Annotated in this window: 23 protein-coding genes and 1 tRNA gene; 15 read left to right on the top strand and 9 right to left on the bottom strand. The window is 36.7% G+C overall.

The features are described from left to right. Positions 1 to 19: 19 nt before the first annotated feature. Positions 20 to 346 carry an FtsL-like putative cell division protein gene (locus Q0162_RS01980; RefSeq protein WP_002677480.1) on the bottom strand — a complete coding sequence of 109 codons (327 nt, stop codon included), beginning with the start codon at positions 344 to 346 and terminating at the stop codon, positions 20 to 22. Positions 347 to 367: 21 nt separating this feature from the next. After that, positions 368 to 1,282: a 16S rRNA (cytosine(1402)-N(4))-methyltransferase RsmH gene (rsmH, locus tag Q0162_RS01975; RefSeq protein WP_297888275.1), complete on the bottom strand. Its 915-nt coding sequence runs from the start codon at positions 1,280 to 1,282 to the stop codon at positions 368 to 370. A gap of 156 nt (positions 1,283 to 1,438) precedes the next feature. Here rsmH and Q0162_RS01970 point away from each other — a divergent pair, with 156 nt between their 5' ends. The 8 genes from Q0162_RS01970 to Q0162_RS01935 all read left to right on the top strand — a co-directional run bounded on the left by Q0162_RS01970 (position 1,439) and on the right by Q0162_RS01935 (position 10,414). Further along, complete coding sequence (locus Q0162_RS01970; protein WP_297888273.1) at positions 1,439 to 2,158, top strand: nitroreductase family protein; 720 nt, start codon at positions 1,439 to 1,441, stop codon at positions 2,156 to 2,158. Positions 2,159 to 2,163: 5 nt separating this feature from the next. Then, positions 2,164 to 2,598, top strand: coding sequence for an SMI1/KNR4 family protein (locus tag Q0162_RS01965; RefSeq protein WP_297888271.1), 435 nt, complete (start codon positions 2,164 to 2,166; stop codon positions 2,596 to 2,598). Positions 2,599 to 2,885: 287 nt separating this feature from the next. Beyond that, the gene (locus Q0162_RS01960; protein ID WP_297888269.1) at positions 2,886 to 4,148 is read left to right on the top strand and encodes a DNA cytosine methyltransferase; all 1,263 of its coding nucleotides are present in this window, start codon (positions 2,886 to 2,888) and stop codon (positions 4,146 to 4,148) included. Further along, positions 4,145 to 6,265, top strand: a complete 2,121-nt coding sequence (locus Q0162_RS01955; protein WP_297888268.1) for a sensor histidine kinase — start codon at positions 4,145 to 4,147, stop codon at positions 6,263 to 6,265. Before Q0162_RS01960 ends, Q0162_RS01955 begins: the two co-directional genes overlap by 4 nt. Next, complete coding sequence (locus Q0162_RS01950) at positions 6,262 to 7,365, top strand: response regulator (protein WP_297888266.1); 1,104 nt, start codon at positions 6,262 to 6,264, stop codon at positions 7,363 to 7,365. Before Q0162_RS01955 ends, Q0162_RS01950 begins: the two co-directional genes overlap by 4 nt. Before the next feature lie 37 nt (positions 7,366 to 7,402). Continuing rightward, the gene (locus Q0162_RS01945) at positions 7,403 to 8,089 is read left to right on the top strand and encodes a hypothetical protein (protein ID WP_297888264.1); all 687 of its coding nucleotides are present in this window, start codon (positions 7,403 to 7,405) and stop codon (positions 8,087 to 8,089) included. Positions 8,090 to 8,421: 332 nt separating this feature from the next. Continuing rightward, on the top strand, positions 8,422 to 9,384 hold the full coding sequence (locus Q0162_RS01940) for a type I phosphomannose isomerase catalytic subunit (protein WP_297888261.1): 963 nt from the start codon (positions 8,422 to 8,424) through the stop codon (positions 9,382 to 9,384). A gap of 19 nt (positions 9,385 to 9,403) precedes the next feature. Further along, a complete protein-coding gene (locus Q0162_RS01935; RefSeq protein WP_297888258.1) occupies positions 9,404 to 10,414 on the top strand; it encodes a 3-oxoacyl-ACP synthase III family protein in 1,011 nt (336 codons plus the stop codon). 83 nt (positions 10,415 to 10,497) lie between these two features. Here the strand turns inward: Q0162_RS01935 and Q0162_RS01930 are convergent, their stop codons facing one another. The 5 genes from Q0162_RS01930 to Q0162_RS01910 form a co-directional block, all read right to left on the bottom strand. After that, on the bottom strand, positions 10,498 to 11,262 hold the full coding sequence (locus Q0162_RS01930; protein ID WP_297888256.1) for an exodeoxyribonuclease III: 765 nt from the start codon (positions 11,260 to 11,262) through the stop codon (positions 10,498 to 10,500). Continuing rightward, positions 11,262 to 11,924: a deoxyribose-phosphate aldolase gene (gene deoC / locus Q0162_RS01925; protein WP_297888254.1), complete on the bottom strand. Its 663-nt coding sequence runs from the start codon at positions 11,922 to 11,924 to the stop codon at positions 11,262 to 11,264. Before deoC ends, Q0162_RS01930 begins: the two co-directional genes overlap by 1 nt. A 64-nt stretch (positions 11,925 to 11,988) precedes the next feature. Beyond that, positions 11,989 to 12,762 carry a hypothetical protein gene (locus Q0162_RS01920; RefSeq protein ID WP_297888252.1) on the bottom strand — a complete coding sequence of 258 codons (774 nt, stop codon included), beginning with the start codon at positions 12,760 to 12,762 and terminating at the stop codon, positions 11,989 to 11,991. Between the two features lie 36 nt (positions 12,763 to 12,798). Next, complete coding sequence (locus Q0162_RS01915; protein WP_297888250.1) at positions 12,799 to 13,752, bottom strand: hypothetical protein; 954 nt, start codon at positions 13,750 to 13,752, stop codon at positions 12,799 to 12,801. Positions 13,753 to 13,796: 44 nt separating this feature from the next. Next, positions 13,797 to 15,944, bottom strand: a complete 2,148-nt coding sequence (locus Q0162_RS01910; RefSeq protein WP_297888248.1) for a S46 family peptidase — start codon at positions 15,942 to 15,944, stop codon at positions 13,797 to 13,799. A 134-nt stretch (positions 15,945 to 16,078) separates the two neighbouring features. On the opposite strand from Q0162_RS01910, the gene dgt reads away from it, so the two are divergent. The 7 genes from dgt (at position 16,079) to Q0162_RS01875 (ending at position 23,711) form a co-directional block, all read left to right on the top strand. After that, positions 16,079 to 17,422, top strand: a complete 1,344-nt coding sequence (gene dgt, locus Q0162_RS01905; RefSeq protein WP_297888245.1) for a dGTP triphosphohydrolase — start codon at positions 16,079 to 16,081, stop codon at positions 17,420 to 17,422. A 145-nt stretch (positions 17,423 to 17,567) separates the two neighbouring features. Next, positions 17,568 to 17,641 (top strand) — tRNA-Asp (locus Q0162_RS01900). A 176-nt stretch (positions 17,642 to 17,817) separates the two neighbouring features. After that, entirely contained in the window at positions 17,818 to 18,606 is a 789-nt protein-coding gene (locus Q0162_RS01895) for an HAD family hydrolase (protein ID WP_297888242.1), read from the top strand. Positions 18,607 to 18,624: 18 nt separating this feature from the next. Then, a complete protein-coding gene (locus Q0162_RS01890; RefSeq protein WP_297888238.1) occupies positions 18,625 to 19,389 on the top strand; it encodes an acyl-ACP thioesterase domain-containing protein in 765 nt (254 codons plus the stop codon). Positions 19,390 to 19,404: 15 nt separating this feature from the next. Beyond that, complete coding sequence (locus Q0162_RS01885) at positions 19,405 to 21,054, top strand: alpha-1,3-galactosidase B (protein ID WP_297888235.1); 1,650 nt, start codon at positions 19,405 to 19,407, stop codon at positions 21,052 to 21,054. A 44-nt stretch (positions 21,055 to 21,098) separates the two neighbouring features. Further along, positions 21,099 to 22,787 carry an OstA-like protein gene (locus tag Q0162_RS01880; protein WP_297888232.1) on the top strand — a complete coding sequence of 563 codons (1,689 nt, stop codon included), beginning with the start codon at positions 21,099 to 21,101 and terminating at the stop codon, positions 22,785 to 22,787. A gap of 51 nt (positions 22,788 to 22,838) precedes the next feature. Continuing rightward, complete coding sequence (locus Q0162_RS01875) at positions 22,839 to 23,711, top strand: OmpA family protein (protein ID WP_297888230.1); 873 nt, start codon at positions 22,839 to 22,841, stop codon at positions 23,709 to 23,711. 198 nt (positions 23,712 to 23,909) lie between these two features. On the opposite strand, the gene Q0162_RS01870 is transcribed toward Q0162_RS01875, so the two are convergent. Together Q0162_RS01870 and rpsT are read right to left on the bottom strand one after the other, a co-directional pair. After that, positions 23,910 to 25,031, bottom strand: a complete 1,122-nt coding sequence (locus Q0162_RS01870) for a hypothetical protein (protein ID WP_297888228.1) — start codon at positions 25,029 to 25,031, stop codon at positions 23,910 to 23,912. 86 nt (positions 25,032 to 25,117) lie between these two features. After that, the gene (rpsT, locus tag Q0162_RS01865; RefSeq protein WP_002682001.1) at positions 25,118 to 25,375 is read right to left on the bottom strand and encodes a 30S ribosomal protein S20; all 258 of its coding nucleotides are present in this window, start codon (positions 25,373 to 25,375) and stop codon (positions 25,118 to 25,120) included. Positions 25,376 to 25,495 lie beyond the last annotated feature (120 nt).

Here is a 25,495-nt window from a genome sequence, read left to right as displayed (position 1 = left end):
TATCTCCTTATTTGTTATGTTATTCTTCTACGATTACTTTGATTTTTTGTGGTGGTTTTTCAGGCTGTTTGAGCCCTTTAGAATCTAATTGTTCTAACAATGAGGATTCTAATCGCACTTTCTGCAAACGCGAACGCACATCCACAAACTGACTTTTGAGTTCATTCACCTCTTCATTCAGTTTGGCTATTTGGTGTACTTTAGCATCTACCCGCTGCGAGCTGGTAATCACTATGATAATCAGCACAAACAGAAAGCCTACAAACATCCAGCTTTTAAAAGCGTCTTTGCCTACAAAAAACTTTCCGCGTAGTATATTTTTAATTTCGTCGGTAGCTCTTCCCATTTTTTAGTTAAAAGTTAAGAATTAAGAGTTTATGCGTTCAGCAATGCGAAGTTTAGCACTGCGAGCTCGGTTATTCATTGCAATTTCACTATCGGTAGGAGTGATAAGTCCGCCTACTTTTTTAAACGGAACTGACACATTGCCAAACCAATCTTTTTCGGGAGCGCCTTCTAATTGTCCGTCGCGTATAAAGCGTTTTACGGCACGGTCTTCAAGCGAATGATAGCTGATGAGACTGATGCGTCCCCCAAGTTTCACCACATCGGGCAGTTGTAACAAAAACGATTCTAAAGCCTCCATTTCGCCATTCACCTCTATGCGTATTGCCTGATAGATTTGCGCTAACACTTTGTTTTCTTTGAACTTAGGTAAAAAACTCTTTACAGCCTCTTGTAACTCACTTCCTAACTGAATAGGCTTCTGTGCTCTATAATTGATAATCGCTCGAGCAATAGCTTTGGCGTTTTTCAGCTCACCATAGTTGAAAAACAATCGGCTTAAATCTTCTTCATCATATTCATTTACAATTTCTTTAGCCGAAATCGCTGCATTTTGGTTCATACGCATATCCAAAGTACCTTCAAAACGAGTAGAAAAGCCGCGTTCGGCAACGTCAAATTGATGAGAAGAAACCCCAAAATCACCTAAAACCCCGTCTACTTGTGTGATACCATAGAAACGCAAGTATTGTCGCAAATATTTGAAATTCTGCTGGATGAGTGTAAAACGGTCATCGGCTATAGCATTGGCAGCTGCATCAGTATCTTGATCGAAAGCAAAAAGTCGCCCCTCATTGCCTAAATGTTTGAGGATTTCACGCGAATGACCGCCGCCGCCAAAGGTAACATCTACATAAGTGCCATTGGGCTTAATTGCCAAACCCTCAACACTTTGTTGCAACAAAACGGGAATGTGATAAGAGGAATTATCGTTCATATTACAGAATGTTCTAAATCAAAGGGCAAAGGTACAAATAATTAGCAAATTAGCAATAGTTTGTTTTTTTCAGTTTCTTTTTGTAAATTTGCTGCCATAAACTAAAAATTGACAAGAAATGTCGGTAATTTTAGCTGACTGCTAAACACTAATCCTATGTTAAAAGATATTTTAAATTTCCGCAGGGCGGTACGTTATTTCGCTCCTACACCCATTAGTGAGGAAAAGGTGCGTGAATGCCTTAGGCTCGCTACACTAGCACCTAGTGGTTTTAATATGCAACTATATGAGTTCTATCATATTACTGATAAGACTTTGTTAGAAAAATTAGCACAAGTCTGTTTGGGGCAGCTTTCTGCAACCACGGCACAACAGATGGTCGTTTTCGTGACTCGACAAGACAAACACCGTCAGCACGCCAAGATGATTTTGGAATTTGAGCGCGGTAATATACAGCGCAACAGTCCGCCTGAACGTCAAGCCAAACGCATTAAAGATAGAGAGAGGTATTACGGCAAACTAATCCCCTTTGTATACAGTCGTTTTTTCGGCTTACTAGGTGCTTTTCGCAAACTCTTTGGGGTGGTCATCAGTTGGTTTCGCCCTATGGTGCGAGAACTTTCTGAAAGTGATATGCGTGTGGATGTACATAAAAGCTGCGGGCTTGTAGCACAAACTTTTATGTTAGCAATGGCAGAGGAAGGGTATGATACTTGTCCGTTAGGCGGGTATGATAGCCGTCGTATTAAGAAACTGTTGCACTTGCCTTATGGGGCTGAGGTGACTATGGTTGTAGCTTGTGGCTTTCGCGAAGAACGCGGTATATGGGGTGAAAGGTTTAGGTTGCCTTTTGAGGAAGTGTATAGGCATAAATAGTAGAAATGATGATTAACCCAAATATTATTAAAAAACTGCAGGATTTTTTCCAAAAGAATCCTATAACAGTGGGAGAACCTTCTACAGCCGATGAGTTATTGCTTGTGGAACAAACTATGCAGCTGAAATTGGACGAAACTCACCGATATTTATTACTACATTATGGAGGGGTGGTAATAGGTGACATTCGTATTTATGGACTAAAAAATACTGAACTAATAGGTGATGAAACTTTTGTAGAGCTTACCAATGATTTTAGAGAGCAAATGAGTATAGAGACACAACAATATGTTATTTCGGTAGACGATATGGGGAATCCTATATTGGTAGACACCGCAACTCGTGAAGTGATTTTGTATAATCACGATATTGGAGCGTATGAAAAACTCTTCAACTCATTAGAAGAACTTATCCTTAGTAAATTAGAATTAGCAAATTAAACATTGAAAAGTATTGTGCATTCTTATTTTTTTTAGGGATTAAGTGATATTTTTACGATTTTTGTTTTTTTATTAGACATTACAATGAAAAACAAGTATTTTTTTTGGTCAGGTAATACTTTTTATTTATCTTTGCATTAATATCAAGAGTTGATTTGAAATGATAGCAAATTAAGGAAGTTTTTGGAAATTTAAGTAGTGGACAAATTGTAATCCTTTTCCTATAAGTATTTGTAATTAAAAAGTTATAAGAAAACAACTCTTTTTTTTAATATAAAACGATTAGAATGCTTACATTTATAGATCTATTTGCAGGTGCAGGAGGGTTGTCAGAAGGATTTATTCGGGCTGGTTATACTCCTTTAGCACATATCGAAATGGAAAAGTATGCCTGTGATACATTAAAAACCCGTGCGGCTTTTCATTGGTTAAGAGCCAACAATCAATTACAAAAATACAAAGATTATCTTTATAATAAAGAAGAAAGAACCGATGGTAGCAAACTTTGGACGCAAGTCCCGCAGGAAATAATTGATAGTGTTATTCGTGAGACTATCGGAGAAGATACCATAGAAAATATTTTTGTAAAGGTAGATAAACTTAAAGGCGATAAACAAGTTGATATTATCATTGGAGGACCGCCTTGTCAGGCTTATTCTGTGGCAGGTAGGGCAAGAATGGGTAAAGCCGTGGAAAAAGACCCGCGTAATGAACTCTATAAGTATTATGTAAAGTTTCTTCAATATTATCAACCTAAGATGTTTGTGTTTGAAAATGTTTTAGGTATCCGAACTGCGAAGAACGGTCAACTTTTTGAAGATTTGAAGCAGCTTGTAGATAAAGCTGGATATATGATGGAAGATCATATACAAATAGCTTCACAACATGGAGTTTTACAAAATAGGCAAAGGGTAATTATTGTTGGATGGAGAAAGAATACGAGATTTCATTACCCTGAACTGAAAACAGAATATAATAATTACGAAGTACTAAAAGATTTATTTTCCGACTTACCAGAACGCAAGCATGGAGAAGGTAAGTTATGTGAACCAATTTTATACACGAAGCCTCTTTCAAAAATGAAGTATCTGAAAAAATCAGGTATCCGCAGTAGTGATTTTGATTTTACAACACAGCATATTGCCCGACCAAACAATGCAAATGATCGAGAAATATACAGAATGGCGGTTGAGATGTGGTTGAATGAGAAAAAACGTATTGATTACTCGAAAATTCCCGCTCACCTTCAACACCACAAGAATAAGGAAACATTTCTCAATCGTTTTCAAGTTGTTGATCCTTATGGCTGTTGTCATACAGTTGTTGCCCATATTGCTATGGATGGACATTATTACATTTATCCGACACTTTCTCCAACAATAGAAAATGTTCGTTCAATAACCGTTCGCGAAGCTGCCAGACTACAATCCTTTCCAGATGATTATTATTTTGAAGGTAGCAGAAGCGCTGTATTTAAACAGATAGGTAATGCTGTCCCAGTGGTTTTGGCTCATAAAATTGCAGAAGAAATAAAAAAGATGTTGATATGAATGCAAGTATAAATAAAGGAAGTTTTGTCTTTAAACCTAAGGCGAGAATTATTAAAACTATAGGTGAAGAACTTATCAGTAATGATAATGTTGCTGTCGTTGAATTGGTAAAAAATAGTTACGATGCCGAATCTCCGATTGTTGAAATTACCTTTAACGGAATTGTTAAAGAGAGGTTTGAGGGAAAAAAAATAAAAAAATACATTGACAAAATAAATGCATCCATAATTATCCTTGACGAAGGAAAAGGGATGGATTTCAATACTATCCAATCTGCATGGATGGAACCTGCAACAAATTTCAAAAAGAAAAAAGAAAATCAAAATACAAAGCGAAAATTCACAGGAGAAAAAGGTATTGGACGTTTTGCTTCTGCAAAGTTAGCTTCAAGATTGGAGTTGATTACAAGACAGAAAGATAGTGAAGAGATAATTGTATATTTTAATTGGGATGATTTTTCAGATGAAGATAATTATTTGGAAAACATTAATATACATTGGGAAATAAGACAACCAACAGAGATAAAAGAAAGTGGTACAATACTCAAGTTGATCGGTTTAAGTGATGACTGGGACGAAGAGAAAATCCGAGAAATGAGAGTAACCTTGTCAAGGTTGCTAAATCCAATAGTTCCTGTAGAGGATTTTTTAATAAATGTAAATATTCCTTCTGGGTTAGATAAAAATTTGAATGGTATAATAGAAAGACCTGAAACATTAAATAAACCGGACTATTATATTAAAGGACATATTACTGAAAAAGGACGTCCAGATGAGGTTTTATTTTTTAGTAAAAGCATAGGAAAGGAAGAACAACTAATATTTACAGAAAAAGATTTTTTATTAAAGGACCCGCAAAGACAATCTGTTGCAGGAAAGTTTTCATTTGAGTTTCGGGTTTGGAATAGAGATGATTTGAAAAAATTATCAAAAGAGATAAATTCTACAGTAAAAAACATAAAAAAGGATTTGGATGATTTGTCAGGAATTAGTATATACCGGGATAACATCAGGGTATTACCTTATGGGAACAAGAATAACGATTGGGTAAGCTTGGATATTCGCAGGGTTAACAATCCAACATTGAGATTAAGTAATAATCAGATAGTTGGCTATATTGCCATTGGTTTGGATGCTAATCCTTTACTAAAAGATCAGAGTAATAGAGAAGGTATCGTTGAAAGTCAGGCTCTTAAAGATATTAGAGAGTTTATTCTTTTAATATTAAATGAGGTAGAGCAGAGAAGATATCAGGAACGACCAAGAGAGGGGGATAAAAATCCTATGTCGAAAGAAAGTTTGTTTGAAACATTTTCGCTGCATTCAATTTCAAAACTTATCAAAGAAAAAGTTCCTTCCGAAAAAGAAATTCTTGAAGCAGTAAAAAGAAAAGATATCGAAATAAAAGATAGCGTATCCAAGGTTCAAGAAGTAATATCAAGATATAGGAGGCTTACTACTCTGGGACAACTGATTGATGCTGTTGTTCATGATGGTGGAAACTTTTTGAATAAAATTGATTTACAAGCGAATTTGATTGTAAAAGCATTAAAAAATAAAAATATTGAAGAAATAGAAGGTTTGGTCGCTAATATTCAAAATATTAGAAAAGATTTTGCACAATTATTCAGGAGAATTGAACCATTTGGTGGTAGAAGACGTGGTCGACCTAAGAGTGTGATTGTAGAGGAGGTAATAAAAAGTCAATTTATGCTTTACCACACAGATTTATCACGTTTGAATATCAACTATGTCATCTCAGAAACAGAACATACAGTAGCCATTGATGAAGCAGAATTGGGAATCATATTTATGAATCTAATTCAAAACTCAATTTATTGGCTTGAAAATATTGAGTCTGAGAGAAAGATTGTTGTCAATGTCTCAAAAGCAAATGAAGAATTGGTGATTATTTTCAGCGACAATGGACCCGGAATAAAATTAGGAACAGAAAATAATATCTTTGAACCTTACTTCAGTACCAAACCTGATGGTATAGGTTTGGGATTGGCAATTATTGGTGAATTGGTTTCAGAATACAATGGTGAATTTATGCTGATAAATAGCGATATTTTAGATGGAGCAACTTTTAAAATAACATTTAGAAACAGAATATGAGTAAAGAGCTAAAATTATTATACATAGAAGATGATAAACAGAATAGGGATGATTTGATAGCACTATTGCAAAATGATACTTTATGCAATTTTAAAGTGAATATTGAAGCAGTAGACACGTTTGATAATGCTATTGAAAAAATCAACTCAAAACCTTATCACATAATTATTTTGGATATTTATAAAGGTAATCCTATTAATGGAGGAGAGCAGTTAGGACTTCAAATTCTAGAACAAATTCAGAGCAAATGTTTTATCCCAGTAATCTTTTATTCAGGTAATACGAAAGATGTACAGGATTTAAAATCTCAGATTGTAGGAGTTGTCACAAAGGGAGATGACGGATTTAATGGATTGAAACTAGAAATAGAACGGCTCATAAAATTCAATTTGCCATTTATTAAGGAGAATATACACGCTTGTTTAGAAGAAGAACTAAAAAACTATTTTTGGGAAATAATTCATAACCAAAGAGATAAGTTTAGACCGGGAATAAACGACTTTTCTCTTGGTTATTTAATGTTACGCAAGTTTAGCAGCTCTCTTTCACAAGATAAAATCTCTGAAATTTTGGGAGATAATAGTCTGAATAAAGAGAAAGTTCATCCTATGCAATTCTACATATACCCAACCGATTTAGGTGAATATGAATGTGGAGAAATATTACAAAAAGATCAAGAGGTATTTGTAATTCTCACACCGAGTTGTGATTTTATTTCGGGAAAAAATCGATCACGAAAAGTAAGTGATGTTCTTTTAGCAAAAACTAAGTTATTATCAGAGACCAAAGAATATGAAAAGTATCAAAGTAAAAAAGATGGCAAGGATGAAAAGGGAAATGAAAAGGGAAATTTGATTAGTTTAATAGAATCTAGGAAAGGGGATAGATATTTCTTCTTACCACAAACGCCATTTATTGAAAATCGAATAATTGATTTTCAATCTAAAGAAATGGTGAAATATGATGATTTGAAAACCTATACTCGAGTGGCAAAATTAGATAGTCCTTATGCGGAATCAATGGTTTCAAGTTTCATTCGTTACTACAATCGGATTGGTTATCCTGATATTGATAGCGAACTAATATTAAAAGCATTGTAACCACGAGAGTTTTTTGACAACAAATTTAACCTTTTTCATGATACAAAGAACACATCACAGTGATGAACGTCTTGACCTAATATGTTCTTATTGCGGAATAAATAATCCAGATACAAGAGATCATGTGCCGTCAAAGATTTTACTAGATCAACCATATCCTGAGAATTTACCAGTAGTCCCTTGCTGTTCAAAATGTAATAGAAGTTTTTCATTAGATGAAGAATATGTTGCATGTTTGCTTGAATGTGCTATACATGGCACAACAAGTATTGAAAATTTGACAAGGGTAAAGATTAAAAATATTCTTTCCAAGAAAGAGAGTTTACAACATAGAATATCGAATTCCTTGATATCAATTAATGGAGAAACGCATTTCAATGTAGAAGTTGGTCGATTAGAAAATTTCTTTGTGAAATTAGCTAAAGGTCACATAAAATATGAGAATAGTGAAGCTGTAATTGATCCGCCCACTTATTGGAAATTTGAAGTATTACCTAACTTATCCTTAAAGGAAAGAGATGCATTTTATGCGTGTAAGAAAATGGATTTTCTGCCAGAAGTTGGGAGCAGAGCCCTTATGGATTTATACATTGATAGTAAAAATAATATTTATTCACATTGGCAGATTGTGCAACCCAATATTTACCAGTATATGGTAATTACAGATCCTCTAAGTGTCAGAATAGTTATATGGAATTATCTTGCTGTAGAGGTAGCGTGGTGAAACTAACATTTTTTAGGATTTTACCGTTATTGCTCCATTCCTATTTTATATACTTCTCCCTATTGTTCTGAAAAAGAAAACTTCTTTCAATTTCAAAAACTATTTTCTCACCATAGATGTTATTACATTTGTGATATACGGACTTATAATGCTACCTACTTTAGCTGTGGGTTTATCGGCTGTTATAGCCGTGCCAGCTTATATTTTTATGCTGTATTATCGAAATCAACAGTATAAGAAAGGACTATTTAATTGAAAAAATCGTCATTCGTCATTCGTTATTCGTAATTATTTATTATCTTTGCCCTGTTTAATTAACAACCTTAATAAAAATGTATCCAATAAAATTCAAACCAATCCTCAAAGAACGCCTTTGGGGAGGCACTAAACTAAAAACATTATTCAACAAACCTATTGAAAGTGATATTACAGGCGAAAGCTGGGAAGTATCAGGAGTACCAGGCGATATCTCTGTAGTCGCCAATGGAGCTCTTGAAGGTAAAAGTCTCCAAGAACTCATTGATTTATACCCTAATGAATTGCTCGGCAAACACGTACACCAGCGTTTTGGTCGTGATTTCCCTATCCTTATTAAATTTATAGATGCACGCGAAGACCTTTCTATACAAGTGCATCCTAACGATAAATTGGCAAAAAAACGCCACAATTCTTTTGGTAAAACCGAAATGTGGTATGTGCTTCACGCTGATGCAGGTGCTGAATTGATTGTAGGCTTCAACAAAACAGTAACCAAAGAGGAGTATCAGCAGCATTTAGACAATGGTACGCTTACTGATATTCTCAACTACGAAAAAGTGAAAGACGGTGATACTTTCTTTATCAATACGGGCAAAGTGCACGCCATAGGTAAGGGAATTATCATTGCCGAAATACAACAAACCAGCGATATTACCTACCGCGTGTACGATTTTAACCGTCGTGATAAAAATGGCAACTTGCGCGAACTCCACACTGAACTCGCTCTCGATGCCATTGACTATGAGAAGAAAGACGACTTTAAAGTGCAGTACTCTCAAAATGCTAATGAGGTGAACAAAGTGGTGAATTGCCCTTATTTTATCACCAATTTACTGCCACTTACCGCAGGGTATGAAAAACAACTCTCTGCTGATGATTCTTTCCATATTTATATGTGTGTAAAAGGAGAAGGTACCATCGGTGATGGCACTACCGAATTGCCTATCAAACAAGGTGAAACAGTGCTTTTCCCTGCTTCTTGCCACAAATTAGAGGTAAAGACCAAAGGAATGGATTTATTAGAAGTGTTTATTTAGACAACTAAAAACTAAAAATATGTTATATCGTTCAAGAATTAAGGGATTAGGATTTTACGTCCCTGAAAACGTAGTTACTAACGACGACCTATCCAAACTAATGGATACCAGCGATGAATGGATTCAAGAGCGTACCGGTATTCAGCAACGTCGTCACGCATTAAGAGGTTCTGATACTACTACCTCAATGGGAGTGAAAGCGAGTTTAAAAGCTATTGAAGCTGCTAAAATCAATAAAGAAGAAATAGACTTTATTGTATTCGCAACCCTCAGTCCCGACTTTTATTTCCCTGGTTGCGGGGTGTTAGTACAAAAAGAATTAGGTTTGCCTACTGTAGGGGCTCTCGATATTCGCAACCAATGTTCGGGCTTTATCTATGCCCTTTCAGTAGCCGATCAGTATATTAAAACGGGTATGTACAAAAATATCCTTGTGATAGGTGCTGAAACCCAATCGCCTGCGCTGGATATGACCACTCGTGGTCGCAATATGGCAGTGCTTTTTGGCGATGGAGCAGGTGCTGCTATCGTTTCTCGCTCTGATGACCCCGAACGCGGTATTCTCTCTACTCACTTGCACAGTCAAGGTGAGCACGCCGAGCAATTGGCTATGATTACTCCAGGGGTAGGAACAAAATGGGTAACCGAATTATTAGCTGAAAACGACCCCGATGATGTGAGTTATTACCCTAATATGAATGGTCAGTTTGTGTTTAAAAATGCTGTAGTGCGTTTTGCCGAAGTGATAGAAGAGGGATTGAAAACCAATGGTCTTTCTAATAAAGATATTAATATGTTGATTCCTCACCAAGCTAATTTGCGTATTTCACAGTTTGTACAACACCAATTCAAACTCACTGATGAGCAGATATTCAACAATATAATGAAGTATGGTAATACTACTGCTGCTTCTGTGCCTATTGCTCTTACTGAAGCAGTTCAACAAGGCAAAATCAAGGACGGCGACCTCGTAGTACTTGCTGCCTTTGGTAGTGGTTTTACTTGGGCAAGTGCCATCATTCGTTGGTAGCCACAGCGTGGCAAGCAATAAAAAAAGCTGTTGAACATTACAATTTGTTCAACAGCTTTTTTCTATCTCCTAACTTCTAATTTCTAACTCCTAATCTCTAATACAATAGGACAGTGGTCGCTGTGTTTTGCCTCAGGGAGTATAAGCGCACGCTCCATTCGGTTTTCTAAAGGGGCAGACACTAAGTGATAGTCAATCCGCCAACCTTTGTTGTTGTTGCGAGCATTGGCGCGATAGCTCCACCACGAGTACTGATGTGGCTCTTTGTGAAAGTAACGGAAACTATCAATAAAACCACTCTTCATAAAGGTATCTAACCACTCACGCTCTACGGGCAAGAATCCTGATACAGTAGCATTGCGCACAGGGTCGTGTATATCGATTGCCTCGTGACAGATGTTGTAATCACCACAGATAACGAGGTTAGGTACTGTTTGTTTAAGCTTATCAATGTACTTTTGGAAGTCAGCCATAAAAGTGAGTTTGAAATCCAAACGATCGGGGTTGGTGCCTGAAGGCAAGTATAGACTCATTACTGAGAGTGTCTCAAAATCAGCGCGAAGTACTCGTCCTTCCTTGTCCATATAATCAATCCCTGTGCCTACTTCCACGTGTTTGGGGGCTATTTTGGAAAGAATAGCCACACCGCTATAACCTTTCTTTTCGGCACTGTAATAATATTGGTAGGCGTACCCTAATTCAGTAAATACTTCTGTAGGTATTTGGTCTTCAAGGGCTTTTATCTCTTGCAAACATAGTACATCGGGGTTAGCACTTTTCAGCCAATCGGCAAAGCCTTTGGTGAGGGCTGCCCTTATGCCATTTACATTGTAACTGATAATCTTCATTAGTAGCCAGTTCCTTTCTCTCCTTTTAAGATAGCAATTCCGTTAGAAGTGCCTATGCGTTCTACGCCAAGGTTTACGTATTGGATAGCTGTTTCATAGTCGCGTATACCTCCAGAGGCTTTTACTTTAGCCTTGTGTTGCACACATTCTTTCATCAGTTTTACATCGGCAAGTGTTGCGCCCCCCGTACCAAAGCCGGTAGAAGTTTTTACAAAATCGGCTTGAGCGTCAAGAGCTAAACGGCAAGCTAAGCGTTTTTCTTCGTCGGTAAGGTAACAAGTTTCAAGAATTACTTTTAGTACGCGATTCTCACCTACACAGCGTTTAAGAGCGATAATTTCGTCTAATACTTGGTTCACCTCCCCCGATTTAAGCCATCCTACATTCAGTACCATATCAATTTCATCAGCGCCATCGGCAAGGGCTTCACCCGTTTCAAAATATTTAGCTTTAGCCGACATTGCTCCTAAGGGGAAGCCTACTACGCTACACACCTTGATATCAGTGCCAGCTAAGAATTTTTTAGCAGTTGCTACATAGCCGCTATTCACACATACCGAATAAAAATCGTAGTCCACAGCCTCTTTACAAAGAGTTTCAATCTCGCTAATGGTAGCTGTAGCTTTTAGAAGCGTGTGGTCAATTAGTTTGTTTAATTCCATAGTTTTTTAGTTAAGAGGTAAGAAGTAAGAGGTAAGAGATAAGTACGATACTAATTTCTAACTTCTAACTCCTAATTCCTATTTTAATATATTCTCGTTGATTGTAATTTTCTTTAAATGTTATAGATATATACAGATAGTTGTTTTTGCTAAAGAATATTGCTTCTTTTTCACTGTAATCAATTGTCCAATATTGAGGGGTAACAGTAATAAGTTCTTTTAAAGTGAATGAGTTTGCTTGTTTTACTTTATAAAACATTAAAAATGTTCCCAAAACATCACTATATGTCCCTATTACATAGTTTCTATCAGGTGATAAGAGCGGTTCGCCTTCCATTTTAGTCTGATTACCTGTTTGTTTATCAATAAAAAGAATTTCTTGAGCTCTATAAACCGTATATCTCACTACATATTGATTTAAATCAGGTATTTCACCTAAATAATCATATCTTTCAGCATCTCCAAACTCCTCTGATGCTTCTGTATCTTCAAATGTAATAGTTTTATTTTTACAAGGAAGCTCAATCACACCTTCTTGTTTTTCAATTCTTAAATTGTCGTTAGTGAGAAAATAATAGCGTTGTTTCAATGCTTGTAGGTATTCCTGCTTCGAAACCTTTTCTATAGTAAAATATTTCCCCAAAGCCTTAGTATCAGAAGTGTCTCCCATTGTTTCTAAAAGCTCTTTTTCTGTAGGTTTATCCTCTTTAGCAGAATTTTCTGTTTGTATTTGAGGTTCTTCAGTAGGAGTAACACTTTCCCCTGCCTGCTGTTGCCCTTGAAAGAGGTTACAACCAGCTAATAATAGTGTTAAAATAAAAGAGATAAAGTATTTCATAGATTAGTTATAATGCTATTTACTAATTTCTAATTTCTAATTTCTAATTCCTATCTTGATATACATTCGCTGTTTGTTAGGATTATTATGCTCGTCAAAAAAGTTTGGGATAACATTCATCGGGGCGTATAAGAAACCATTTTTACTAAAAAAGATGGGGTCTTCATCAAAATCATAGGTTGCCCACCATTTTATGTCTTCATTTACTAAAGTTTCAATCACAAATGGTTTTATGCTTTTTATGCGATACAAAGAAATCGTTCCCACTAAATCTTCATAAGCTCTCCCTATTGTAATGATATACTTCTTATCGGGAGAGAGAAAGGGAAAACGCTCAAAATCAGTTTGCTTACCAGTGGTTTTATCTATAAAAATATAAGCATAAAAATCTTCAGAATCTTCAAAAACTAAATATTGATTGAGAACAGGAACATTCCCTACATAAGCATAGGTTGTAGAAAAAGGATCTTCAACACTATCAGACTGGTCTTTTAGATAAACTGTTTTATGCTCACAAGGGAAGGTAAGTTTGCCATTCTTTTTTACAATTGCAAGGGTATCTTCTATGAGGAAATCTATCTTATTTCTAAGAGCTTCTTGATATTCTTCATAAGAAATTTGATCTATACTCAGATATTTAGAGATACTATCGTTAGAATTTCCGTTAATATCTACATTTTTTATAAGATCATCCCCAGTGATTTTAGTTTTTAGGGTATTCCAATCGCCTACATCTTTCTTTTTTATATAATCTCCTCTGTCAGTTTTGTAAAACTCATTTCCTTCTGCACTTATTTTTATTTTCTCGCCGAAAAGATAATAATCTTCCCGTTCTTCCTTATCAATGACATACAACTCTTTCTGCACTGGCACAAACACTTCTACCTGCTTTTCCTCAACCGCAACACTTTCCCCTGCCTGCTGTTGCCCTTGAAAAAGGTTACAGCCTATGAGATAGAATAATGATATGTAAAGTGTAAGGTGTTTCATTTATCGTCATTCATAACTCGTAACTCGTCATTCGTAACTCGTCATTATTTCACCAGTTTCATTTCGTTTAACAAATAGCCTGCTCCAGCGTATTTATCAATGATGAAAAGCACATAGCGCATATCTACCATTATGTTGCGACATATTTTAGGATCGTAGTGGATATCACTCATTGTACCTTCCCATACACGGTCGAAATTGAGCCCGATGAGGTTGCCTTGTGCATCAATAGCAGGACTTCCTGAGTTTCCTCCTGTGGTGTGATTCGTCGCTATAAAGCACACGGGCATTTTGCCATTAACACCATAGATGCCGTAGTCTTTTTTCTCGTAGAGTTCACGTAACTTAGCGGGTACATCAAATTCGTAGTCATTAGGTACATATTTTTCCATAACCCCGTCTAAATAAGTTATATAATCATAAGTTACAGCATCTAAAGGTGAATAGCCTGCTACCTTGCCATAAGTAACGCGCAAGGTACTGTTGGCATCGGGGAAGATGCGGTCTTGAGGTTTAGAAAACTCTAAAATAGCCTTCATATAAGTGCGTTGTAGAGTAGCTATTTCACTGCCTAAGTTTTGATAAGTAGGCATTACAGTTTCATAGAAATGAGCGATGATTTGCTCTACAAACTGCACTCCCACATCGTTTTTGAGGCGTTTTTCAAAGGCGTCATCGGGGAGGTTGAGCACTTTATCCATTTCGGCTTTAGAGGCTAAAAACGATTCTTTGTAAAGTTTATCGGCTAAAGCGTGCGCATCAAATTGGTGGAGGTTAGGAGATAGCAAGGCTTTAGGCATTGTTTTAGCATAGTAGTTAATCGCTTGTTCAAACACAGCTTTATCTACATTTATATCGTAATTTTTGAATACAGTTTCAAAGTTGTTTAAAAGGTTTTTCTTTCGGTCGGCGAACGATTGAGTGCCTTTTTCGCGTAGCGCATTGCGAAGTTGGAGTATTTTGTAACCATTGGCAATTAGGTCGATATTGCGTTGAGCAAGTTCCCAATAAAGGTCGGCTGCTAAAGCATAATCTTGTATTTTAGCATATTTTTCAGCAAATTGAGGTAGAATATGCCCATATTCAGCAGTTTTACCGCGTTTTTCAACTTCGTTTATAAATTTTTGTTCTTGAGCACGTTTGATAGCCACAGCATTCGATTTTTTCAAACCTTGAGTTTCACCTATCCATTTTTTCCAATAGTTGGCAACACTGGCATATTTAGAGGCATATTTGATTTTTATTTCGTTATTGGCGCGCATAAATCCGTCTTGGGTTTTGAGAATCACATCGCGAATACCTATTTTAGCAGGGTTGAGTACATTCACAATTTGCTCTACGGCTACGGCAGGAAGGTACTCTTCAGTACGACCTGGATAGCCAAAGACCATTGTGAAATCACCGGCTTTTACGCCTTTGAGCGATATTGGGAAGAAATGTTTGGGGCGATAGGGGACATTGTCTTTGGAGTACTCGGCAGGGCGATTGTTTTTATCGGCATAGACGCGGAAGAGAGAGAAGTCACCAGTATGGCGAGGCCACACCCAGTTATCAGTGTCAGAACCAAATTTGCCAATAGAGGAAGGGGGAGCGCCTACTAAGCGTACATCTTTAAAGGTTTCAACTACAAAAAGGATATATTGGTTGCCTTCATAAAAAGCGCGAATGCGGTTTTCTTGCCAGCTTTCTTTAGGTGAGTTTTTTACTAAAGAGGCTATATTTCTTTGTATTTGGGCTTCACGTAGGGTTTCATCGCTGAGGTTTTGTGTGTCGGCGAGTACTTTTTTGGTTACATCTTCAATGCGAACGATAAAGGTAACTACCAAATTCTTGTTAGGTAATTCTTCCGATAGATTTTTAGCCCAAAAACCATCAGTAAGATAGTCGTTTTGCACAGACGAATGTGCCTGTATTTGTCCGTAACCACAGTGGTGGTTTGTAAGCAAGAGTCCTTGATTAGAAATTATTTCGGCAGTACAACCGCCATTGAAATGAGGTACAGCATCTTTCAAGCTTGATTTGTTGATGCTATAAATATCGCTTACTGACATTTTCATACCTAAGGATTTCATTTCCTTAGCATTCATACCTTCTAGAAGAGAAGGAATCCACATACCACCTTGTTGAGCTGTTAAGGTAAAGGGTAAAAGGTAAGGAATAAGAAGTAGTAGAATGAAATTGATTTTTTTCATAGTATTGATTTAAATTAGTGCGCAAATGTAAGGAATATTTTTCTAATAAATCATTAATTTACAAATTATTTGTATTTTTGCGGATTGAATACTAAACGGGCAATTTTTAATTGTCAATCGTTAATTGAAAAAATATGATTTGGGAAAAATTACTTTCATTAAATAAATATGGGGATATTACTCCACGACCTCGCCTCAAAGAGGACGAAACACGTCTCAGTTTTGATATGGACTACGATCGTGTGGTCTTCTCAAGTGCTTTCCGCAGTCTGCAAGATAAAACACAGGTAATTCCGCTTTCTAAAACAGGTTTTGTGCATACCCGCCTCACACATAGTATAGAAGTGTCGGTGGTAGGGCGCAGTTTGGGGCGTTCGGTGGGTAAACATCTGCTCAACAAATACCCTCACTTGCGCGAATTAGGGTATCAAAACAATGATTTTGGGGCTATTATTGCAGCAGCAGCCGTGGCACACGATATTGGTAATCCACCTTTTGGGCATAGTGGTGAAAAAGCGATAGGTGAGTTCTTTCAGTTTAAAAAGGGAACAGCTATCAAGCACCTGCTCAGTGATGCCGAGTATGCCGATTTGTGTAACTTCGAAGGGAATGCCAATGGTTTTAGAATTCTCAACGAAACGCGTTTAGGAGTAGAGGGTGGTTTGCGCCTTACGTATGCTACTTTGGGGGCTTTCACTAAATATCCTAAAGAATCATTGCCTATACGCCCAACCAATAGAATCGCCGATAAAAAATATGGATTCTTTCAAGGTGATAAGGCTTTCTTTAAAGAAGTAGCAGATACTTTAGGACTCAAATCGAATAGTGAGGCGGGTGAATTGCGTTATGCGCGCCATCCATTGGCTTTCTTGGTAGAGGCTGCCGATGATATTTGCTATACTATTATAGATTTTGAAGATGGTATCAACTTGGGGCTTATCAGCGAAGAACTCGCTTTAGAATATTTAGGGGCTATCATCGATAATCGCATCAATACTCAAAAATACACTAAACTGCAAACAAAGGAAGAGCGCATTGCTTATTTGCGTGCTGTAGTGATTGGAGCATTGGTGCAAGATGCTACCGATATTTTCTTACAGAATGAAGAAGCAATTCTCGCAGGTGATTTTCATCAGTCCTTATTATATAATAGTAAATACCGTCACCAAATCACCGATGTAATCGATTGCAGTGTAGAACGTATCTATCAATCGGACGAAGTAGTAGAAAAAGAAGTTTCGGGCTATGTGATTTTACAGCATTTATTAGATATCTTTTTTACGGCAATTATCAACAGTGAGAATGGAAGGGAAACATCATTTGATAAACTTTTGCTAAAAAAATTACCTGAAAAATACCGTAAAGAGGGGTCGATATACGACAAAGTGATGGGCATTACCTGCTATGTAGCTAGTCTTACCGATAGTAATGCACTGGAATTACACCTAAAAACTGCCAGTCGCACCTCAAATATGTGATAATGCAAAATATTCATTATCAGTAGTATTTGAAAAAAGTTTAAAAAAAAATAAAAAAAAGTCTTCAAAAAATTTGCAGGTATTGAAAATAGTTGTACTTTTGCAACCGCAATGAAGAAATGAATTGCACAATTTACTGATAAATGGTCTGGTAGTTCAGCTGGTTAGAATACATGCCTGTCACGCATGGGGTCGCGGGTTCGAGTCCCGTCCAGACCGCTTCATAAGATTTAGTTGTGTTGTTTTGTGTAAATATTTTTACACGGGTTTATAGTAAACCAATGAAAGCTTTCCTTTCTCCAAGGAGAGCTTTTCTTATTTTAATATCAATACATCAAAAATTAGCAAATTAAAAAATTGACAAACAGCCGGTGCAGCTCGTACCAAATTATAATATGATCAAGCTTATTGTTTCCGATATAGATGGTACTTTGGTGAATAACCAAAAGGAAATCCCCAATAGCTTTTGGGAAGTGTTCAAAACTATTGAACAGAAAGGTATTCTTTTTTGTGCAGCAAGTGGCAGACAGCTGCAAAGTTTGCACGAACTCTTCGCTCCTATCAAAGAACGCATTGCTTATGCCCCCGATAATGGCGCATCGCTTATCTATCAGGGAAAAACGCTTTTTGAGCGACCTATCGCTTTTACTTCTTTCTTTCCTATTTTGCACACTTGTAATGAGATTCAGCAAATAGGTGTAGCCCTTTGTGGCAAGAAAAGTGCTTATATAAAAACCGACGATGAGTGGATTTTCAATGAGATTGCTCGCCATTATCCCGCCCATACTCGTGTAACCAATTTTGCCGCTATCGATGATGATATTTTTAAGATAACAGTGTGTGATAGAGGTATTTCTCGTTTCAATTCATATCAGTACCTCAAACAGTATAGCAATGAGTTTAACGTAGTGGTATCGGGTGAAATATGGCTGGATATCACGGGTAAAGATGTCAATAAAGGGGATGCTATCGCGCACTTGCAATCACAACTGAACATCTCACCTGATGAAACTGTGGTATTTGGCGACCATTTAAACGATGTAGAGCTCATTCAGCAGGCTACTTATAGTTATGCAATGCTCAACGCGCAAGAGGAACTCAAAGCGCTTGCTAACTATGTAACCGAATACGACAACAATCACGCAGGTGTAGTGCGTACCCTCGAAAAATTATTGCAATCATAAACCTAAAAATATATTACAATGGACTATAATAAAACAATTTTCACCGAAACTTATAAAGTGCGTAGCACTCAAGTGAATTTAAATAATCAGTTAGGATTATACGGACTATTAGGAATGCTCCAAGATATTGCTGCTGAACACGCTGCTTATTTAGGATTTGGTTACAAACAATTAGTGCAAAAAGGCTTCTTCTGGGCACTGATTCAGCAAAAACTTAAAATGAACTACTGGCCTCAGTGGAATGAGCGTATCACTGTGAAAACTTGGTCGTTACCAGTACAAGGGGTCTATGCTTTCCGCGAGTTTGAACTCTATTACAACGACCAAAAAATAGGCGAATGCGCTAGCACTTGGATTACAATGGACATAGCCACCCGTCGCCCTATAGAACTTACTGAACAACAAGAAATTTTCCACCCACGTACTGATGGAGGTCTTAATTTCCGTACCGATCGTATTGCTTTACCCGATGATATGCAACAAGTTAATCAATTCAAGGTACGTGTGAGTGACCTCGATATGAATGCTCACGTGAACAATGTGAAATACACTCAATGGGCATTAGATATGATGACTGAACGCAACCACCGTGAGTTTACAATCAAAGAGTACGATATCAACTTCCTTTCCGAAACTTTTATGGGCGACGAAATGCAAGGCTTTAAAAGCAAAGGTAGGTATTTAGACGATGCTCATAATTTAGTAGAACTCTATCACTATGCTCAGAAAATAGGAGGAGCAAAACCCGCCTTCATTTCTCATTGGATAGCCGAAAGAATTTAACAAAAAACACCAAATATGAAACCAGCTATTATCATCACCCTCACTGCCTTGCTTTTCGGCTCTTGCCAAAGCGTACATTATCTTCCTACAACAACTCATTATACTATCAATCAAACAATTGACAAAGAGTTGTACATCTCCAATCACGACCAAACTAACCCTAAAAAAGTAGCGTTCTACTACGAAAACCTGCACAGTGTAGTCATTGATGGAAAGGGACAGAATTTAGTGTTTCACGGTACAATTTTGCCTTTTGTAGTGAAACATTGTAGCAATCTCACCCTTCGCAACTTCTCAATAGATTTTGCAACTCCTCATTTGCGTCAGTTGCACATCACTGAAGTAGATACTCTGAATAACAGTATAAAGGCGCAACTCTACCCTCAAGGAAACTACAAAATTGAGAATGAAAAACTCTACTTCATAGGTGAAGATTATGAGGAAATGCCTTTTGGTGGAATGGTCTTCTCTCCTGATAAACACTTAGCCTACCGCCGTGCTGATGTTCCTTTTTCACCTACAAAAATTGTTGAACTTGCTCCTAACGAGTTTTATATAGAGGGAATGGGTAAATCGCCTTTTCTACAAGTAGGCGAGCGCTTTGTGTTGCGTACTTATTCCCGACCTACACCTGCTATTTTTGTAACCGAAAGCAAAAATATAACTCTTGAAAATATCACAATACACAATGTGCAAGGGATGGGGCTATTGGCGCAACTCACTGAAAATATGACTCTTGATAAGTTTCGAGTAGCGATAGAGGAGGGGAGCGAACGTTTTTTCACTACTCAAGCCGATGCTACCCATTTTTCAGCTTGTAAAGGAAAAATACGCTCGGTAAATGGTTTGTATGAAGGTATGGCTGATGATGCTATCAATGTACACGGCACTTACTTGAAAGTTATTACTCGTGAGAATGATTATACTATCAAAGCGCAATATATGCACCCTCAGTCGTGGGGATTTCTTTGGGGAAATAAGGGTGACCAAGTGCAATTTGTTGCTGCTAAAACAATGGAAACTATAGGTGATAAAACTTATAAAATTCAACAAATAAAAGCTGTTGATAAACCTACTGAAGTAGGGGCTAAAATATTTGAAATCACTTTTGATAAACCTTTACCTGCTGAGGTAAACCCCGATACGCCTTGTGGGGTAGAAAATCTTACTTGGACGCCTAAAGTGCTTTTCAAAAACAACATCGTGCGCAACAATCGGGCACGAGGGGCACTTTTTAGTACCCCTAAAAAAGTGGTGTGCAGTAATAATTTATTCGATCATACCCACGGGGCAGCTATCTTGCTCTGTGGCGATTGCAACGGCTGGTACGAAACGGGTGCTTGCCGCAATGTAAGCATCAAAAACAACCATTTTGTCAATGCACTTACTGCCAATTATCAGTTTACGAATGCTATTATCTCTATCTGTCCAGAAATTCCTAACTTAGAAGTACAACAAAAATATTTTCACTCTAATATACGCATTGAAAACAACCTTTTTGAAACTTTCGATGAACCTATTTTCTATGCCAAATCAGTAGAAAATCTTATCTATCGCAATAATAAGATTATCAAAAATGAGGACTTCAAACCCTTTCATTGGAATAAAGAACGCTTTAAGTTAGAACGCGCAAAAAATGTGATGATAGAAGAATTTGCTAATTGATGAATTATTTGTATTTTTGCCTTTTAGAAAATTATATTCACTAAATGAAACACAGGTATACCTATATATTATTTCTCTTTTTATTTAACTTCTGCACATATCTTTGGTCTCAAGATAGCAATGGAAAAACCCGCCGCATAGAAATTGTATATGGAGGAGAATTTACTATTGATAATGTAAAATACCCTGGCGCAACTATCTTTAAATCAGATGGGCAACGTGTTCAGTTTCGCCATCAAGGATTAGACGTCTGGTGTGATTTAGCAGTGCTATATGAGGAAAAAAACGAGGTAATCGCTCATGGTGATGTAGTGTTACAACAAGGTGATACATTGCAAATGAACAGCCAGTATATAACCTATAAAGGAAATACCAAAACAGCAGTAGCCCGCGAGGGAGTGGTGTTGCGAAATGGAAATATGACCCTTGAAACCGAAGAACTATTTTTCGACCGCAATAAACAAGAAGCTTACTACAATAACTTTGGTAAAATCACCGACCCCGAAAATGAACTTACGAGCCAAACCGGAAAATATTATGTAACTACTAAAAAAAATCAGTTTACCAATTCAGTAAAGATTGTCAATCGTGATTTTACTGTCAATTCACAGGTCTTAGACTATTATCACAATTCAGGAAATGCCTATTTTTATGGCAAAACTACCATTGTAGGAGCTGATTATAAAGTGTATTGTGAACGTGGTTTTTATGATACAAAACGAGAACAAGGATATTTTATGAAGAACGCTAAAATAGAATACGACCTCAAAACCTTAGTAGGTGATAGCTTGTACTTTGATAAACGCCGTCAGTTCTCTTCAGGCTCTAACAATATTTTTATTTCAGACACTGTGAATAAAACCTTTGTACGAGGCCATTATGGTGAAATTCACAAAGCAAAAGATTCGATGTTTATCACCAAAAAAGCGGTTGTAATTACGTTAGTAGAGAAGGATTCGATGTATATGCACGGCAAGCGCATTTTGGTTACAGGCAAACCTCAACACCGCGTGATTCGCGCTTATCCCGATGCTCGTATCTTCAAAAGCGATATGCAAGCCAAATGCGATTCCATCCACTCTAACGAAGCTAACGGACTTACGCAACTCGTAGGCAAACCTGTAGCGTGGACAGGTGAAAGCCAAATGACGGGCGACAATATCCACCTGATTGCCAATACAAAAACTCAACAGTTAGACTCCCTAAAAGTGTTCAACAATGCTTTGGTGGTAGAAAAAGATACTTTGGGCGATGGTTATAACCAAGTGAAAGGTAAGTTCTTATATGGCAAGTTTAAAGATAATGCATTGCGACAGATAGACTTTTTGCAGAATACTGAGTCTATTTACTACGTGTACAACGATGCTAAAGAACTGGTAGGCATCAACAAACTCACTTGCAGTCATATTAAACTCTATTTGGATAAAAAGCAGCAACTACAACAAACTGTGTTTATTACACAGCCTTCGGGGAATTTATACCCAGAGGAGAAATTGCACGTGAACGATCGCAAGTTTAAGGAATTTATCTGGCGAGGTGATGAGCGTATTCGCAGTAAAGAACAAATATATAGCGATGCCGAGAAGAAGATAAAGCCTAAAGAAATAAAGGGAATGAAGTCTCCTGAAGAGATAGATGAAGACGAAATGATATTAGCCAATCCATCTCTGAAAAAAGAACTCAAAAACGCTAAAGAGAAATCCAAAGCCAAGCAAAAAACAAATAAGAGATAATCTTGGCACTTTTATTGTAACATATTCATTAATTATAAAACATAAACTAGTATGAAAAAATTTATTATCGCACTATCGATGTTGGCATTAGTTACCACATCGTGTGTATCTAAAAAGAAGTATGCTGAGTTAGAAGCGAGAAACAAACAAACTGAAGATTTGCTAAACACTGCTACCGTAAAACTCAATATGTGTTTAGACGAGAAAAACAATTTGGCATATAAAATTGAGAGTTTGAAAAACCAAAACGATTTGCTCAAAGAGAACAATCAGCAGCTCATCAACAATATGGGCAACCTCACTACACTTACCCAAAAAGGTGCTGAAAACCTCGAAAAATCATTGGAAAGTTTGCGCGAAAAAGATTTAACTATCAAAAACTTGCGCGATGCAGTTACCCGCCGCGACTCTGTAAACCTCGCTTTGGTACAAAGCCTTAAAGGAGTGTTAGGTAACTTAGACGACCAAGATGTAGATGTGAAAGTAGAAAAAGGAGTGGTATTCATCAATATCTCCGATAAAATGCTATTCAGCAGTGGTAGCTATACCATCTCTAAAAACGCTAAGAACGTACTCGAAAAAGTAGCTAAAGTAGTGAAAAACAAACCTGACTTTGAATTTATGGTAGAAGGTCATACCGATAACGTAAATATTAAAACAGCTTGTATACGCGATAACTGGGATTTGAGCGTAATGCGCGCTACCGAGATTGTACGTGTATTGCAAAAAGATTTTGGTATTGCTCCTGAACGTATGACTGCTTCCGGTCGTAGCTACTATGTTCCATTAGCAAGTAATGGTGATGCCAATGGTCGCGCTCTAAATCGCCGTACCCGTATCGTAGTATTACCTAAACTCGACCAATTCTACACTATGATCGAAGAGGGTATGAAAGACCCTGCTATAGGAGGAAAAGGAAAATAATGCAAACTCCATAAGTAGTTAGCAAATTTGAAAAATACAAAAATATGAAAAAAAGTCAGTAATTAGTGTAAAGCTAATTGCTGACTTTTTGTATGGAAGATATTTGATGAAAAAGAGAGTGTAGTAGGTTTTTTAAACTTTTGAAAAAAGCCAATAATATCTTATAGGTTCATATCACAATAGATGATACGTTTAAATTTAATTGTCAATTGAAGGAATGGAATCTTGTTGAGTATCGATATATTTCATACGTTCATCTAAGTCGTTGCCATATATATTATTGATACGAGCGATAATACTATTAAAAGTTTCTCTTAATAGAAAGATATTGTTTTTAAGCTCATTTTCGTTGAAATCAGGGTTGTTCTTAACATTATCAGCTAATGATTTAATTTGTGTTTGAAAGAGCCTAAAACGAGCTTTTACTGTAGGGACATTAATACGTTCTGGAAAGGTGTCACTATTGAGTAGTTCCTTGAGAGCGTCTTCTATTTGTACTAACCAAAAAAATACAGAATAATAAGAACTTTCTACATCAGAGTGTTCTCCTACAATTTTATCAGAAAATTTTCCTACTTGATGGAAATGTTTTGCAGGAAGCTCTAAAATGGATCGGTATAGTATGAAATTGTCATTTTCTTTGGCATTTTCGTCTAAGGAAAGTCTTATAGAGTAAGACGCTGATTTTTTAGGTGAGAAATCAATTTGGTAGCTGTACCAATCATCGGATAGGGTTATTCTCTTTACATTATTAGTGGAAGAGCTAAGGGTATCAAGAGCTAAAGTTGCTGATAATTCATCATTTTCACCTTCTAAAAAATTTAGTTTTACATTGGGATAATTTACTTTTTTCAATACTATGGAAAAAGTGTAAGGAATATTTGCTACCAAAAAGCGATTCCATTGTAAAAAGCCTACTGCATTATTTTTCTTTTTTTCAAACCTAAAAACAGTATCTTTAGCGGCATCGGCTGGAGTTCTCCAATCGTGTTCTACAATACTATTGATAACTTCTGTTTTAGAATTGATAGGATACAAGCGACTGTATACTAACAAACTATCAGGATTAGAGAGCATCAAATCATCGGTGTTTTTAATCTTGGCAGGAGCCATTGATACGATAACCTGCATCAGTGATTGGAAATTCTTCCAGTGCTTCATATCTTCTTGAGCTTTAGGAGTTAGGTCTATGAGTTTAAATTCTTCAAACTCTATAGACTTTGTTTTATGAGTTTGTTTTTCTTTATCTGATTGATTTGTGTCATTACAAGAAATAACTCCTGAAAGTAAGAAGAGTAGGGCATAAGATGTATATTTCATAATTTTATATATTTAACTTTAAAACACCAAAGCCAGATTTACTTGCATAAATCTGGCTATCAGTGATAAATCTAAAACCTAAATGACTATTTAGCTAATTTATTGATATGTTTAGCTAAACTGCTTTTTAAATTCGCTGCTTTGTTAGCATGAATGATATTTTTCTTAGCGAGCTTGTCGATCATTGAAACTACTTTAGGGAAAAGAGTTTTTGCTTCTTCTACATTTTCTAAAGCACGTAGTTTTCTTACGGCATTACGAGCCGTTTTGTGTTGATAACGATTGCGCAAGCGAGCTGCTTCGTTTCTTCTAATTCTTTTTAATGCTGATTTATGGTTTGCCATTTTCCTTTACTAATTTAATTTTAAGTTGTATCTTTTAGATACTAATAGTGCAAGTGCATTTAGTGTAGTAGTCCGTAGGGGAATCGAACCCCTGTTACAAGGATGAAAACCTTGCGTCCT

The organism is uncultured Capnocytophaga sp. (assembly GCF_937936315.1).
Classification (GTDB): Bacteria; Bacteroidota; Bacteroidia; order Flavobacteriales; family Flavobacteriaceae; genus Capnocytophaga.
Note: the sequence above shows the minus strand (reverse complement) of the source record. Positions and strands in the feature narration are given on the sequence as shown.

Coding starts and splice junctions, on each gene's coding strand:
- Q0162_RS01980 (WP_002677480.1), bottom strand. CDS start 346: ATGGGAAGAGCTACCGACGAAATTAAAAATATACTACGCGGAAAGTTT.
- rsmH (WP_297888275.1), bottom strand. CDS start 1,282: ATGAACGATAATTCCTCTTATCACATTCCCGTTTTGTTGCAACAAAGT.
- Q0162_RS01970 (WP_297888273.1), top strand. CDS start 1,439: ATGTTAAAAGATATTTTAAATTTCCGCAGGGCGGTACGTTATTTCGCT.
- Q0162_RS01965 (WP_297888271.1), top strand. CDS start 2,164: ATGATGATTAACCCAAATATTATTAAAAAACTGCAGGATTTTTTCCAA.
- Q0162_RS01960 (WP_297888269.1), top strand. CDS start 2,886: ATGCTTACATTTATAGATCTATTTGCAGGTGCAGGAGGGTTGTCAGAA.
- Q0162_RS01955 (WP_297888268.1), top strand. CDS start 4,145: ATGAATGCAAGTATAAATAAAGGAAGTTTTGTCTTTAAACCTAAGGCG.
- Q0162_RS01950 (WP_297888266.1), top strand. CDS start 6,262: ATGAGTAAAGAGCTAAAATTATTATACATAGAAGATGATAAACAGAAT.
- Q0162_RS01945 (WP_297888264.1), top strand. CDS start 7,403: ATGATACAAAGAACACATCACAGTGATGAACGTCTTGACCTAATATGT.
- Q0162_RS01940 (WP_297888261.1), top strand. CDS start 8,422: ATGTATCCAATAAAATTCAAACCAATCCTCAAAGAACGCCTTTGGGGA.
- Q0162_RS01935 (WP_297888258.1), top strand. CDS start 9,404: ATGTTATATCGTTCAAGAATTAAGGGATTAGGATTTTACGTCCCTGAA.
- Q0162_RS01930 (WP_297888256.1), bottom strand. CDS start 11,262: ATGAAGATTATCAGTTACAATGTAAATGGCATAAGGGCAGCCCTCACC.
- deoC (WP_297888254.1), bottom strand. CDS start 11,924: ATGGAATTAAACAAACTAATTGACCACACGCTTCTAAAAGCTACAGCT.
- Q0162_RS01920 (WP_297888252.1), bottom strand. CDS start 12,762: ATGAAATACTTTATCTCTTTTATTTTAACACTATTATTAGCTGGTTGT.
- Q0162_RS01915 (WP_297888250.1), bottom strand. CDS start 13,752: ATGAAACACCTTACACTTTACATATCATTATTCTATCTCATAGGCTGT.
- Q0162_RS01910 (WP_297888248.1), bottom strand. CDS start 15,944: ATGAAAAAAATCAATTTCATTCTACTACTTCTTATTCCTTACCTTTTA.
- dgt (WP_297888245.1), top strand. CDS start 16,079: ATGATTTGGGAAAAATTACTTTCATTAAATAAATATGGGGATATTACT.
- Q0162_RS01895 (WP_297888242.1), top strand. CDS start 17,818: ATGATCAAGCTTATTGTTTCCGATATAGATGGTACTTTGGTGAATAAC.
- Q0162_RS01890 (WP_297888238.1), top strand. CDS start 18,625: ATGGACTATAATAAAACAATTTTCACCGAAACTTATAAAGTGCGTAGC.
- Q0162_RS01885 (WP_297888235.1), top strand. CDS start 19,405: ATGAAACCAGCTATTATCATCACCCTCACTGCCTTGCTTTTCGGCTCT.
- Q0162_RS01880 (WP_297888232.1), top strand. CDS start 21,099: ATGAAACACAGGTATACCTATATATTATTTCTCTTTTTATTTAACTTC.
- Q0162_RS01875 (WP_297888230.1), top strand. CDS start 22,839: ATGAAAAAATTTATTATCGCACTATCGATGTTGGCATTAGTTACCACA.
- Q0162_RS01870 (WP_297888228.1), bottom strand. CDS start 25,031: ATGAAATATACATCTTATGCCCTACTCTTCTTACTTTCAGGAGTTATT.
- rpsT (WP_002682001.1), bottom strand. CDS start 25,375: ATGGCAAACCATAAATCAGCATTAAAAAGAATTAGAAGAAACGAAGCA.